Origin of the sequence: Pseudomonas fluorescens (genome assembly GCF_902497895.1) — a bacterium.
Lineage (GTDB): Bacteria > Pseudomonadota > Gammaproteobacteria > Pseudomonadales > Pseudomonadaceae > Aquipseudomonas > Aquipseudomonas fluorescens_BP.
In genome coordinates this window covers 1-13,338 of sequence record NZ_CABVHQ010000058.1, presented here as the reverse complement: position 1 = coordinate 13,338, position 13,338 = coordinate 1, and the positions used below count along the sequence as shown (strand labels likewise).

Below are 13,338 nucleotides of genomic sequence, written 5' to 3'. Positions count from 1 at the left end.
ACTTGCCTCGCTTCAATGTGATTGATTTCTCGGTTGCGCTTCAGTTCTATTGTTGAGCCAGAACCTATTCAAAACAAATCGAAAGGATTGCTGGCAGGAGTCAGTTGGTGCTGATAACCCGTACCGGGCCGCGACGGTCGAGAACATCGATCATGACATTTGCACCTGAACGTCGAAGCGCCAACTCCACGCAACTGCCACCAACCTCCAGGCGCTGCAGGATTATTGTGTCCAGGAATGCCGGAAGCACGGGCTCATCGAACATCACTTGCAGCTCTGCGGGGTTGAAGGTCAGGCCAAGGCATGACTGAATCATCGACAAGGGGGCCGCTGCCGCCCATGCCTGGGGTGCACAGGCCACCGGATAAAACGTCGGCCCCTGGCTGCGTTGCCTGGAGAATCCGCAAAACAGCTCGGGGAGACGGCGAAGATCGATGTAGGTGGACGCGGCGAACATGCCTTCGAGGATTTGCCCGGCCTCTCGGCGGAATCCGTAGCGGGCAAAGCCTGCGGCTATCAGCGCGTTGTCATGGGGCCAGACGGAGCCATTGTGATAACTCATGGGGTTGAAGCGGGCCTGCGAGGAGGCCACCGTGCGCACCCCCCATCCTGAAAAGGATGAGCGGTCCATCAAGGCTGCCACCACCGAAGGGGCGCGTTCCGGATAAGCAATGCCACTGAAAAGCGCGTGGCCGGCATTCGAGGTTCGTATCCGACAGGGGACTTTGTTGCCATCGAGGGCCAGCACATAGGTACCCAATTCCTCGTCGAAAAATTGCCGGTCGAACTGTTCGCGCAAACGCACGGCCTTTTCCTTGAGGATCTGCGCGCGTCCATAATCGCCGAGCCGTTGGGCGATATACGCCGCGCCGTTCCAGGCGCCGTAAACGTAGGCCTGCACTTCAGCGACCGCGATCGGTCCCACGGCCAATCGACCATCGGCGTGGAAAATCGAGTCATAGCTATCCTTCCAACCCTGATTGATCAAACCTTCGCTCGACTGTCGTCCGTATTCGATGAATCCATCACCGTCCCGATCGCCGTACTCGTCGATCCAGGCCAGGGCGGCGTCAAGGTTTGGCCACAGTTGAACGATGGTCGCCAGGTCATCGGTACGCTCCAGATAGGCACCGGCCAGCATCACGAACAGGGGAGTGGAATCAATACTGCCGTAATAGCGCCGGAACGGAATTTCACCCAGCTCGGCCATTTCACCCAGTCTCACTTCATGCAGGATCTTGCCCGGCTCGGCATCGGCGGACGGCTCCAGCATCGTCGCTTGATTGGCAGCCAGATGACCCAGCACACCCCGGGCAATCCCAGGATCGAACCAGAGCATCTCCCACGCCGTGATCAAGGCATCGCGCCCGAAGACCGTGCTGTACCAGGGAATGCCGGCGTAAGGATAAAGCCCTTGCGGCGTTTTGGTCATGAGCATGTAAAGGTCGGAGATGCTCCGGCGCATCGCTTCGTTGAACACCTCATGGGAGGTCACGATCGACACGGCGCGTGAGGAAAACGTACGCAACTCACGCCGGGCCTCGCGCAGCAAGCTGAAAAAAGCATGGCGCACTGAAAACGGTGGGGCTTGAACTCCGCAATTGACTTCCATGAACAAGGACTGGCTTTCACCGGGCGCCAGTTCAATGTCGAATAGGGCTTGATCGCAGCGCAGGCTGGCAGGAGCGGGATCAAAGCGCAGCCTGGTGGACCGTCGTTTGTGGTCCAGACCGGTATATGACAGCTCGATGTGTTGGCTCGCGATCTCGGCGAGGTGCATCTCCCCCCGACGCTCGCGGCGAGCGCCGCGTACTTCGAACAGGTCCTTGAAATCGGCGGCAAACTGGATCCTCAGTTGGAGATGCTGGATGGAATCGGCAAAATTGCGCAGGGTCAGTCGCTCGCAGCATGATCCGTCCCACAAAAATCGTGAGCGACGCAGGTGGATCAAATCATGGTGCAGAACCCTCTGGCCTTGAGGATCGAACAGGTCCGGGTTGGTCAAATCGCAGGTCAGTATGGTGTTGTCATCCCGTAACGTGGAACTGAGCAGCAGCGGGCGCACCCCATTTAGCGTCAGATAGAGCCCCGAGAGATGCCGTGTATCTCTGTGAAAGATTCCCTGCGGGCTATTGCCTGTGGCGAGGACATCACCGCTGGGGTCGAATACCCCGAAGGTATCGTTGTGTTTGAGGGTCCGCGGACGCAGTTCCTGCAATGAGGCGGAGGCCGGTATCTCAAACGCCGTGGTTTTTTGACCGTTACCATGGCTGACGGCAAGCTGGCGATACAGGTCCAGATAATTTCCAGCCATTTGCTCGACCGTGAATCGTTTTTCGAACGTGGCCCTGACCTTGGCGCGGTCAAGCTCACCCAGACGTTTTATCGCCGTTACGGCGTCGGCCACGTTATCAACGATATACCCCGAGACCCCCTCGTCGATCACTTCAGGCACCGACCCCTGGCAAAATGCAATGACTGGTGTGCCACAGGCCATCGCCTCGATCATCACCAGACCGAACGGTTCTGGCCAGTCAATGGGGAAAATCAGGGCGCGGGCGTTACCCAGCAAATCGGCTTTTTGTTGCTCATCGATTTCGCCGAGAAATTCGATAGTGCGGTGGGATGCGATCAGCGGCGCGATCACTTCATCCCAATAGGTCTGATCCGCCTTGTCGATCTTGGCCGCTATTTTCAGCGCAAGATTGGCCCGCAACGCAATCTCGATCGCCCGATCCGGGCGTTTTTCCGGGGATATTCGCCCAAGAAAAGCCAGGTAATCACCCTGCGGTTCAGCGTTGAAGGCCAGCAGGTCATTGGGAAGACCATGATAAATATTGGCGACCCAGTTGACGTTGTCGGGCAAGGGCGCGCGTTGCGCATGGGAGACCGAAACCAGGGGAACATGCGGGAAGTGACTATAAAAGGCTTGATAATCCGGAACATCCAGACGCCCGTGAAGCGTGGTAATCGTGTGTTTTGCCAGATGGCGTACCAGTGGGAAATGGTAGATATCACTATGAAAATGCATCACATCGAATTGATCTGCCTGCCTGATGACCTCATCCAGCATCAAAATATGATAGGGGGAGGAGTCCTTGATCGTCGGGTCCAACCGCAAGGCTTTCGGTGATCCTGATACCAGCCGGGCCTGGGTCTGCGAATCGCCGCTGGCGAAGAGCGTGACATCGTGTCCCTGTCGCACCAGCTCTTCGGTCAGGTAAGAGACAATCCGTTCGGTGCCCCCATAGAGGGAGGGCGGGCAGCGTTCGGTCAGCGGCGCAATTTGAGCGATCTTCATCGACATGACCTCCATGATCGACGATAGGAAATAAAACGCCAGTGCCTTATTTCGTCGTCGAATTTGCCTTTTTGCTTGAGCAAATCTGCGGATATCAATATTGACGTAAGGTTTTTCACGACAGTTCCATGCCGTGAACCCAGCGGACGTTAAAGATTTTTCAAGGCCGTTGCGACCCCTGTAGGAGCTGCCGCAGGCTGCGATCTTTTGATCTTGATCTTGATCTTGATCTTGATCTTGATCTTGATCTTGATCTTGATCTTGATCTTGATCTTGATCTTGCTCTTGATCTTGATCTTGATCTTGGGACTCAAGTGGACCTGGAAAGATCGCAGCCTCGTTTCACTCGACAGCTCCTACCCAGCTCCTACCCAGCTCGCCGACCCTGTACACCGGGGGAATCCGGGTCGGGTTACTCCTCGCGTTTCACCACCAGGGTCAAAATGTCATAACTGGCCACCAGCTCACCCAGCTGATTGGTGACTTCCACGTCCCAGGCCACCACGCCTTGCGGGATACCTTGCGGGCTTTTCTTGCCCTGATCGATCTTGCGTTTGCAGGTCAGGCGGGCCTGGATGGTGTCGCCGATGCCCACCGGGTTGATGAAGCGCAGGGTGTCGAGGCCATAGTTGGCCAGCACCGGGCCGGGCGCCGGGGAGACGAACAGGCCGGCTGCCGCCGACAGTACGAAGTAACCGTGGGCGATGCGTCTGCCGAATTGCGATTCCTTGGCCGCGATGTCGTCGAAGTGCATGTAGAAGTGATCGCCGGACAGACAGCCGAAATTCACCAGATCGGCCTCGGTTACGGTGCGCCGATGAGTCAGCAGCGATTCGCCGATCTGCAGGTCCTGGAAGAACCGGCGGAACGGGTGGACTTCGGTTTCAATCACCTTGGCGCCGCGCACGTATTCACCGGTCACCGCCGCGAGCATGGTCGGTGAACCCTGGACCGCTGCGCGTTGCAGGTAGTGTTTCACAGCGCGCAGGCCGCCGAGTTCCTCGCCACCGCCGGCCCGACCCGGGCCGCCGTGTTTGAGTTGCGGCAGTGGCGAGCCGTGGCCGGTGGATTCGGCGGCGGATTCGCGGTCGAGCACCAACAAGCGCCCGTGCCAGGCGGCGGCCACCGGGATGGCCTTGGCAGCGATCTGCGGATCCTTGGTAATCAAGCTCGCCACCAGGCTGCCCTTGCCGCGAGCGGCCAGAGCCAGGGCTTCATCGAGGTCGTCGTAGGCCATCAGGGTGCTGACCGGACCGAAGGCTTCGATATCGTGGGCGCCACCTTCGGCGTGTGGATCGCGGGCCCGCAACAGGGTCGGCGCAAAGAATGCGCCCTGGCTGACGTTTGCACCGCGCGGCTCGAAGCCGTCACGGGCCCCGAATAATAGATCGCTGCTTTGCAACAGGCTTTCCAGACGTTCAGCGACGTCTGTCTGCTGATCGTGAGAGGCCAGCGGGCCCATGCGCACGCCTTCCACCGACGGGTCGCCGACCACGACTTTCGCCAGGCGCTCGCGCAGACGGGCCGCCACCGCGTCAATGTGTTTGGCCGGAACGATGGCGCGGCGGATGGCGGTGCATTTCTGCCCGGCCTTGGTGGTCATCTCGCGGGCGACTTCCTTGATGAACAGCTCGAACTCTTCGTCGTCCGGGCTGACGTCCGGGGCGAGGATCGCGCAGTTCAGCGAGTCGGCTTCGGCGTTGAACGGCACCGAATTGCGGATCAGGTTCGGGTTGACCCGCAGTTTCGCCGCGGTGTCGGCCGAGCCGGTGAAGGTCACCACGTCCTGGCCCTGCAGGCGATCGAGCAAATCACCAGTGCCGCCAATGATCAATTGCAGGCTGCCGGCCGGGAGCAGTCCGGACTGGTCCATCAGGCGCACTACGGCTTCAGTCAGGTAGCTGGTGGCGCTGGCCGGTTTGACGATGCACGGCATGCCGGCGAGGAAGCTCGGGGCGAACTTTTCCAGCATGCCCCAGATCGGGAAGTTGAAGGCGTTGATGTGCACCGCCAGGCCGCCACGGGGCACCAGAATGTGCGTGCCGGCAAAACCGCCGAGCTTGCTCAGGGACATCGCCGGGCCTTCGTGGACGATGTTGCCCGACGGCAGTTCCCGGGAGCCGAGGCTGGCGTAAGTGAACAGCGTGCTGTTGCCGCCTTCGATATCGATCCAGCTGTCGGCGCGGGTGGCGCCGCTGTGGTGGGAGATCGCGTAGAGCTGTTCCTTGCGTTCGCTCAGGTACAGGGCCAAGGCCTTGAGCCGTTGGGCCCGTTGCTGGAAGTCCAGCGCCATCAGCCCGCTGACCCCCTGGCGGCGGCCGTGCTCGATGGCTTCGGCGAAGTCCGGGCGTTCTTCGTGGGTGCGGAAAATCTCGTGACCGTCGATGGCGCTGCGCAGCATCTGGGCACCGTGTTGACCGATCCAGCGACCGGCGATGAAACTTTGCAGGGTAGGGGCGTGAGACATCACGATTTCCTCCGGGTTATGAAGTGTGCCGGCGCGGTGAAATCCGCGCCGATCAGGGATTACCAAAGCGCCAGGGTGTAACCGAGGATCAGTCGGTTTTCATCGACGGCGGTCGTCAAGCCATTGCCAGAGCGGAACGTCACGTTGCGCCAGCGAAGGCTGACGTCCTTGAAGGCACCGCTCTGGATCACGTAGGTGATATCGGTGTCGCGTTCCCACTCGGTGCCGTTGTCGACATTGGCGGCCTTGACGTGACGTCCATCGGTGTAGCGGGTCATGAACGTCAGGCCGGGCACGCCCAGGGCGACGAAGTCGTAGTCGTAACGCAGTTGCCAGGAGTCTTCGTCGGCGCGGGTGTAGGTGTTGAAAGTGACCAGGTTGACCACGTACGGGTCGCCGCCGTTGAGGAACGGAAAAGCGCTGTCGCCGGACAGTTGCTGGTAGCTGGCGCTGACTTTGTGGGCGCCGTGGGCCAGGGTGAACATGCCGTTGAGGTTGCGGTTGTCGATCCGTCCGGCGCGCTCGGCGCCGTCGCCACGGCTGTCGAAGTAACGCAGGTCGCTGCGCAGGCTGAAACCCGCGCCCAGGGGCTGGGTGTGCACCAGACCGGCGAACTGCTGGCGATAGACCTGCTCGAGCTCGCCGTAGTAGTAACTCAGGCTCAGCTGCGGGCTGAAGGCGTAGCTGCCGCCAGCAAAGTCGAAGCCATCACTGCTGGCGGCGCCGTAGCCGATATCGTCACGGCTGGAGGAATCCCGCAGATTGGCCTTGGTCAGGCGCCCGGCATTCACGGTCAGGCCGCTGATTTCCTGGCTGGTCAGCAAGCCACCCTGAAAGGTCGAGCCGAGCAGGCGGGTGTCGTTGTAGACCACCACCGGCAGCAGCGGTTGCAGGGTGCCGAGCTTCATAACGCTTTTCGAGACCCGCAGCTTGCCGGTCAGCCCCAGTTCACTGTACTCGTCAGCTGGCTCATGGCTTTGCGGTCCATAAGGCAACAGGCCGGTGCCGCGACGGTCGGGGCTGGAATCAAGCTTCAGACCCAGTTCGCCCAAGGCATCGAGACCCAAGCCGAACATACCGTCGGTGTAGCCGGATTCGATGCGCGCGGTGAAGCCCTGAGCCCATTCTTCAGCCTTGGATTGCGCGGCGTTGTCCTGACGGAAGTCGCGGTTCAGGTAGTGGTTGCGCATTTCAATCCGCGCCTTGCTGTCGCTGATGAAGTCGGCCATGGCGCTGGGCGCGACCATCGGCAGACTCAACAGCGCCATTAACGACAACAGCGATTTGTGTGGTGCGATACGAGCGGGGTTCATTGTTTTTATTCCCTGACATCAGATCGAGCATTGCTTAGTGTTTGCTGGCGCCGGAGGCACCAATCCCGGTCATCGAACGGATGAACTGCGCCAGGTACCGGCCGCGCTCCAGTGCTGCACGGGGCGAGGTATCGGTGACGGAAAACACCCAGGCGCTGAAGAAGGCCAGGCTCATGGAGAACAGCGCCGGGTTGGAGTAGGGGAACAGTGCTTTGTCGTGATGCAGCACGTTGACCCACACTGCCGGACTCAGGATCAGCAACACGATCGCCGAACCCAGCCCGGCCAGGCTGCCGGTGACCGCGCCACGGGTGGTCAGGCCTTTCCAGTACATTGAGAGGAACAGCACCGGGAAATTCACCGAGGCGGCGATGGCCAGCACCAGGCCGGAGAGGAAAGCAATGTTCTGCGACTCGAACAGCAGGCCGAGAATGATCGCCAGCACCCCGATGCACAGCGTGGCAATTCGCGATACGCGGATTTCCTGCTTCTCGGTGGCCTGACCCTTGCGCATCACACAGGCATACAGGTCGTGGGACACCGCCGAGGCACCGGACAGCGCCAACCCGGCGACCACCGCGAGAATGGTGGCGAAGGCCACGGCCGAGATGAAGCCGAGGAACAGGTTGCCGCCGACCGCCTGGGCCAGGTGCACGGCGATCATGTTGCCGCCACCGATGATCGCGCCGTTGGCATCGCGGAATGCCGGATCGGTGCCGACCATGACAATCGCGCCGAAGCCGACAATGATCAGCAGCAAGTAGAAGTAGCCGATAAAGCCGGTGGCGTAGAACACGCTTTTGCGGGCTTCCTTGGCGTTGCTGACAGTGAAAAAGCGCATCAGGATGTGCGGCAGACCGGCAGTACCGAACATCATGCCGAGCCCGAGAGAGATCGCGTCGATCGGGTTCGACAGCAAACCACCCGGTGCCATGATCGCGTTGCCCTTGGCATGCACGGCGCTGGCGCCGGCGAACATCGCTTCAGTGCTGAAACCGAAATGCTTGAGCACCATAAAGGCCATGAAGGTGGTGCCGAACAGCAGCATTACTGCCTTGATGATCTGCACCCAGGTGGTTGCGAGCATGCCGCCGAAGGTCACGTAGAACACCATCAGCACGCCGACCAGCATCACCGCGTAGAGATAGTCGATGCCGAACAGCAACTCGATCAGCTTGCCGGCACCGACCATCTGCGCCACCAGGTACATCAGCGCCACGGTCAAGGTGCCGAAGGCCGAGGTCAGGCGCACCGGGGTTTGTTCAAGGCGATAGGAGACCACGTCGGCGAAGGTGTATTTGCCCAGGTTGCGCAGGCGCTCGGCGATCAGGAACAGAATAATTGGCCAGCCGGCCAATACGCCCAGGGCGTAGAGCAAACCGTCGTAGCCATTGAGGAACATCATGGCCGAGATGCCGAGGAAGGACGCCGCGGAAATCATGTCGCCGGCAATCGCCAGGCCGTTCTGGAAGCCGGTCATGCCACCGCCAGCAGTGTAGAAATCACTGGCGGAACGGGTGCGCAACGAAGCCCAGCGCGTAATCCCCAGGGTAAACAGCACGAACACCAGGAACATGCTGATCGCGGTCCAGTTCAACGGGCGGGAAGCACCGTCGGCGGCGAACGCGAAGTCAGCGGTAAATGCCAGAGGCAGGAACAACGCCAGAAGCCGCTTCATTGTGCGCACTCCAGCTTGAGTTTTTCGTTGAGCGGATCGATCACGTTATTGGCGCGATAGACATAGAAACCGGTCAGGGCGAAGGCGAGGAGAACGATCACCACACCCACCAGCATGCCCACCGTGGTCACTCCACCACTGAGGGACTGGCCGAGGGTGCCGGGAGAAAATGCCACCAGCAATACGAAGCCGTAGTAGATCACCAGCATGGCCAGGCTCAGTGACCAGTACAGGTTCTGTTTACGGCGGACCAACTGGATGAAGTCCGGGTGTTGGCTGATGTGCTCTATGTCTTGTGGAGTCATGGGGCGCTCGCTTTTGTTGTTTTTGTTGTGGGGTGAAACGGGTGAAGGAATTTCTGGCTCCGCACATTCCCGTAGCAGCTGCCGGAGGCTGCGTCCGGCCGCGCAGCGGTCGTAAAACCTGTGTGCGCGGTCCTTCTCAAGCACCGCATCGCCTGATTTCACGACCGCTGCGCGGCCGAACGCAGGCTTCGCCAGCTGCGACGGATCGCGTTACGAGTGGGTTCAAAGCTGATCAAAATCCAGCACCACCTTGTCGCTCACCGGAAACGCCTGGCACGACAGCACATAGCCGGCGGCCACTTCGTAGTCTTCCAGGGCGTGGTTGCTGTCCATTTCAACTTCGCCTTCGATGACCTTGCATTTGCAGGTCGAGCAGACGCCGGCCTTGCACGAGTAGGGCAGTTCGGCGCCCTGGGCGTTGCCGGCATCGAGGATGCTCAAGCTGTTGCGGGGCAGGTCGAAGGCCAGGGCGCGGCCATCGCTGATCACGGTGATCTGGCTGACCGCCGCATCCACCTGCCGGGCCGCTTCGCGAGCCTGGCGTTTTTGCGGGCTGCCGGCGACGGCGAACAGTTCGAAATGGATGCGTTCAGCCGGCATGCCTTTGGCTTTGAGGCTGTCGCACACGGTTTCGGTCATCTCCTGCGGGCCGCAGATAAATGCCGCGTCGAGGGCTTTGACGTCGAGCCAGCGGGAGAACAGTTGTTCGCATTTCTCGGCGTTGATCCGGCCGTTGTACAGGTCGACATCCTGCAGCTCGCGGCTGAATACAAAGATCAGATTCAAACGTTGCAGGTAGCGATTTTTCAGGTCTTCCAGCTGCTCGCGAAACAGCGCACCGGAGCTGGAACGGTTGCCATACAGCAGCGTGACCCGGCTGTGGGGTTCGTTTTCAAGGGTGGTCTTGATGATCGACAGAATCGGCGTGATGCCGCTGCCGGCGGCGACCGCCAGGTAATTGCCATGGCGGGCCGGGTCGAGTTCGACATGAAAGTGCCCGGCTGGCGGCATGACTTCAAGGCTGTGCCCGGCCTGCAATTGTTCATTGGCAAACGCCGAAAAACGCCCGCCGGCCACCCGCTTGATGGCGATGCGCAGTTCACCGTCGTTGACCCCGGTGCAGATCGAGTAGGAGCGGCGGACTTCTTCGCCATCCAGCTGGGTGCGCATCACCAGGTGCTGGCCCTGGGTGAAATGAAAACTGTCCTGCAGGTGCTGCGGAATCTCGAAGGCGATGGACACCGCATCACGGGTTTCGCTGCGCACATCCTTGATGGTCAGGCTGTGGAATTTGCTCATTATTGTTCTCCAACCAAGTCGGCGGGTGGCCGCTCAGATGCACTTGAAATAGTCGAACGGTTCCAGGCAGTCGCGGCAGCGGTACAGCGCCTTGCACGCGGTGGAACCAAACTCGCTGAGCACTTCGGTGTGCGCGCTGGCGCATTGCGGGCAGACGACGCTGGTGCTTTCACCGAGCAGGCTGCGTTTGCTGCTACTGCTGTTGGGCGGGGCAATGCCGTAGGCGCGCAGGCGCGCGCGGCCGATGTCACTGATCCAGTCGGTGGTCCAGGCCGGGGTCAATTTGCGCTCCAGCAGCGGCGCCTTGAAACCGGCGAGTTCCAGCGCCTCGCGGATATCGCTTTCGATCACTTCGGTAGCCGGGCAGCCGGAGTAGGTCGGGGTGACCACCACATGCAGATGCCCGGCTTGCCAATCGAGATCGCGAACGATGCCCAGATCGACCACGCTGACCACCGGCACTTCCGGGTCCATGACGTGCGCCAAGGTCGCCCAGGCGGCGGCCAGGTCGGTCGGTTGAGCCGCCCGTGCGCCCCGGTCGCTGGCGATCAGCTCACCAGGTCGCATCGGGGTACGCTCGTGGCAGTGATTGCATTTCGGCCAGCAGAATGCCCAGGTGTTCAGTGTGCAAACCACTGCGGGCATTCAGGTAGAAGTAGCTCGGCGTAGCGGGCAAGGGCAGGGTGGCGCTGGCGAAAATATCGCTGACCCTGGCTTGCCAGGCAGCCGCTACTTGCGCGGCGTCCGGGGTGATGCCAGCGGCGCACAGGCGCTGTTCGCTGTCATCGGCGGTCACCAGCTCGAGGGTGAAGCGCCAGACTTCGGGGATGGCCGCGAGCATGCGCTGGTGGCTTTCCTCGGTGCCGTCGCCCAGGCGCTCGACCCACTCGCTGGAGCGGCGCAGGTGATAGGTCACTTCTTTCACTGCCTTGGCGGCGATCCCGGCGATACGCTCGTCGCTGGACTGGCTCAGGCCGCTGAGCACTTGCAGGTGCCAGGCGTCGTAGAGAAATTGCTTGAGGATGGTTACCGCGTAATCACCGTTCGGTTGTTCCACCAGCAGCAGATTGCGATAGGCCCGCTCGTCACGGCGGAACGCCAGGTGGTCGGCGTCGCGGCCGTCCTCCAGCAGTTCGGCGGCGTAGTCCAGCCAGTTGCGCGCCTGGCCCACCAGGTCGAGGCCGACGTTCATCAGTGCCAGCTCTTCTTCCAATGCCGGGGCATGGCCGCACCATTGGCACAGGCGCTGGCCCTGGATCAGGGCGCTGTCTCCCAGGCGCAGCAGGTATTCGATCAGGTCAGTCTTATTATTATTCATGGTCGACCTCACATGTGCCCGACTTCGGCCGGCAGCTCGTAGAAGCTGGCGTGGCGATAAACCTTGTCGTGCGCCGGATCGAACAGCGGGTCTTTTTCATCCGGCGAAGAGGCGGTGATCAGTGCCGACGGCACCACCCACAGGCTCACGCCTTCGCTGCGCCGGGTGTAGAGCTCGCGAGCGTTCTCGATGGCCATGGCGGTGTCGGCGGCATGCACGCTGCCGACATGCTTGTGGTTGAGGCCGTGCTTGCTGCGCACGAAGACTTCGAAGAGGGTCCAGTCGGACATAATGTTTACTCCACATCAGTTCGTTTAGTGCTGGCGGGCGGCTCCTGTAGGAGCTGGCGTAGCCTGCGATCTTTTGGCGGCATCAGGTCGCCGAAGATCAAAATCAAAAGATCGCAGCCTTCGGCAGCTCCTACAGGGTTTACCGGTGTGCGATTCAGGCGGCGTTCTTGTTTGGTTTTTTGCGGGCGTGGGCGACCGCGGCTTCGCGGACCCAGGCGCCGTCTTCAATGGCTTTGCGGCGAGTGGCGACACGTTCCTGGTTGCACGGGCCGTTGCCCTTGAGCACTTCGTAGAATTCGTTCCACTGGATCTCGCCGAAGTCGTAGTGGCCGCGTTCGGCGTTCCACGTCAGCTCCGGATCCGGGCAGGTGCAGCCCAGCAGTTCGAGTTGCGGGATGGTCTGGTCGATGAAGCGCTGGCGCAGTTCGTCGTTGCTCTGGCGCTTGATTTTCCAGGCCATGGATTGGGCGCTGTTGGGCGAGTGTTCATCGCTTGGCCCGAACATCATCAGCGCCGGCCACCAGAGGCGGTCGATCGCGTCCTGGACCATGTCTTTTTGCGCCTGATTGCCATGCCGCATCATCGTCAGGAGGATTTCGTAGCCCTGGCGCTGGTGGAAGCTCTCTTCCTTGCAGATCCGCACCATGGCCCGGGAGTAGGGGCCATAGGAGGTGCGCTGCAGCACCACCTGGTTGACGATCGCCGCACCATCCACCAGCCAGCCCACCGCGCCCATGTCGGCCCAGTTCAGCGTCGGGTAGTTGAAGATGCTCGAGTACTTGGCTTTGCCGCTGTGCAGCTTGGCGATTTCTTCATCGCGGTCGGCACCGAGGGTTTCCATGGCGCTGTACAGATACAGGCCATGACCGGCTTCGTCCTGGATCTTCGCCATCAGTTGCAGTTTGCGTTTGAGCGAGGGCGCACGGGTGACCCAGTTGCCTTCGGGCAGCATGCCGACGATTTCCGAGTGGGCATGCTGGGAGATTTGCCGAATCAGGGTTTGCCGATAGGCATCTGGCATCCAGTTCTTGGCTTCGATCTTGATTTCTGAATCGATTTTTTCCTGGAAGGTGCGCTCTTGTTCGGACATCTCCGACAGGTCCTTGATGCGCTTAACTCCGGTTTCTACAAGCTGTGCGTACATGTGGTATCTCCCGCCATGAATCTGTTCGAAGGCATGGAGAACTTTATAAGCGATACAGAAATTAATATCAAACACAAAATAACGTGTCGCATGTGTTTTTGTATCGCTTTGGGATGAATGGTGTTTTTGCGGGCAAGGGTTATGTGTGCATATCCGTTTTTTCGGTAAAGGCTGCTGAGGGTTCCGCTCTTATGGCGGGTCACTTTGGAAAAGAGCCGGAGTG

11 protein-coding genes are annotated in these 13,338 nt (G+C 60.4%); all 11 read right to left on the bottom strand.

Annotation, left to right across the window (positions count from 1 at the left end; all coding sequences use genetic code 11):
• Window positions 1–100 precede the first annotated feature (100 nt).
• Entirely contained in the window at window positions 101–3,301 is a 3,201-nt protein-coding gene (locus F8N21_RS23415) for a glycogen debranching N-terminal domain-containing protein (RefSeq protein WP_191624391.1), read from the bottom strand.
• Window positions 3,302–3,450: 149 nt separating this feature from the next.
• On the bottom strand, window positions 3,451–3,615 hold the full coding sequence (locus F8N21_RS23410; protein WP_191624390.1) for a hypothetical protein: 165 nt from the start codon (window positions 3,613–3,615) through the stop codon (window positions 3,451–3,453).
• Window positions 3,616–3,713: 98 nt separating this feature from the next.
• Complete coding sequence (paaZ, locus tag F8N21_RS23405; RefSeq protein WP_150644378.1) at window positions 3,714–5,768, bottom strand: phenylacetic acid degradation bifunctional protein PaaZ; 2,055 nt, start codon at window positions 5,766–5,768, stop codon at window positions 3,714–3,716.
• Between the two features lie 59 nt (window positions 5,769–5,827).
• Complete coding sequence (locus F8N21_RS23400; protein WP_150644377.1) at window positions 5,828–7,081, bottom strand: OprD family porin; 1,254 nt, start codon at window positions 7,079–7,081, stop codon at window positions 5,828–5,830.
• Window positions 7,082–7,115: 34 nt separating this feature from the next.
• Window positions 7,116–8,759, bottom strand: a complete 1,644-nt coding sequence (locus F8N21_RS23395; RefSeq protein WP_150644376.1) for a cation acetate symporter — start codon at window positions 8,757–8,759, stop codon at window positions 7,116–7,118.
• On the bottom strand, window positions 8,756–9,064 hold the full coding sequence (locus tag F8N21_RS23390; protein WP_150644375.1) for a DUF485 domain-containing protein: 309 nt from the start codon (window positions 9,062–9,064) through the stop codon (window positions 8,756–8,758). Before F8N21_RS23390 ends, F8N21_RS23395 begins: the two co-directional genes overlap by 4 nt.
• Window positions 9,065–9,286: 222 nt before the next feature.
• On the bottom strand, window positions 9,287–10,363 hold the full coding sequence (paaE, locus tag F8N21_RS23385; RefSeq protein ID WP_150644374.1) for a 1,2-phenylacetyl-CoA epoxidase subunit PaaE: 1,077 nt from the start codon (window positions 10,361–10,363) through the stop codon (window positions 9,287–9,289).
• Between the two features lie 33 nt (window positions 10,364–10,396).
• Entirely contained in the window at window positions 10,397–10,930 is a 534-nt protein-coding gene (paaD, locus tag F8N21_RS23380; protein ID WP_150644373.1) for a 1,2-phenylacetyl-CoA epoxidase subunit PaaD, read from the bottom strand.
• Complete coding sequence (gene paaC, locus F8N21_RS23375; RefSeq protein ID WP_150644372.1) at window positions 10,917–11,681, bottom strand: 1,2-phenylacetyl-CoA epoxidase subunit PaaC; 765 nt, start codon at window positions 11,679–11,681, stop codon at window positions 10,917–10,919. The genes paaD and paaC overlap by 14 nt, the downstream gene beginning before the upstream one ends.
• Before the next feature lie 8 nt (window positions 11,682–11,689).
• Window positions 11,690–11,971, bottom strand: coding sequence for a 1,2-phenylacetyl-CoA epoxidase subunit PaaB (gene paaB / locus F8N21_RS23370; RefSeq protein ID WP_150644371.1), 282 nt, complete (start codon window positions 11,969–11,971; stop codon window positions 11,690–11,692).
• 154 nt (window positions 11,972–12,125) lie between these two features.
• Window positions 12,126–13,115, bottom strand: a complete 990-nt coding sequence (gene paaA / locus F8N21_RS23365; RefSeq protein ID WP_150644370.1) for a 1,2-phenylacetyl-CoA epoxidase subunit PaaA — start codon at window positions 13,113–13,115, stop codon at window positions 12,126–12,128.
• Window positions 13,116–13,338: the final 223 nt, after the last annotated feature.

Bases quoted from the DNA above. Each gene is read 5' to 3' on its own strand.
- F8N21_RS23390 (WP_150644375.1), bottom strand. From the start codon at position 9,064: ATGACTCCACAAGACATAGAGCACATCAGCCAACACCCGGACTTCATC.
- paaA (WP_150644370.1), bottom strand. From the start codon at position 13,115: ATGTACGCACAGCTTGTAGAAACCGGAGTTAAGCGCATCAAGGACCTG.
- paaE (WP_150644374.1), bottom strand. From the start codon at position 10,363: ATGAGCAAATTCCACAGCCTGACCATCAAGGATGTGCGCAGCGAAACC.
- paaZ (WP_150644378.1), bottom strand. From the start codon at position 5,768: ATGTCTCACGCCCCTACCCTGCAAAGTTTCATCGCCGGTCGCTGGATC.
- F8N21_RS23395 (WP_150644376.1), bottom strand. From the start codon at position 8,759: ATGAAGCGGCTTCTGGCGTTGTTCCTGCCTCTGGCATTTACCGCTGAC.
- F8N21_RS23400 (WP_150644377.1), bottom strand. From the start codon at position 7,081: ATGAACCCCGCTCGTATCGCACCACACAAATCGCTGTTGTCGTTAATG.
- paaB (WP_150644371.1), bottom strand. From the start codon at position 11,971: ATGTCCGACTGGACCCTCTTCGAAGTCTTCGTGCGCAGCAAGCACGGC.
- paaC (WP_150644372.1), bottom strand. From the start codon at position 11,681: ATGAATAATAATAAGACTGACCTGATCGAATACCTGCTGCGCCTGGGA.
- paaD (WP_150644373.1), bottom strand. From the start codon at position 10,930: ATGCGACCTGGTGAGCTGATCGCCAGCGACCGGGGCGCACGGGCGGCT.
- F8N21_RS23415 (WP_191624391.1), bottom strand. From the start codon at position 3,301: ATGAAGATCGCTCAAATTGCGCCGCTGACCGAACGCTGCCCGCCCTCC.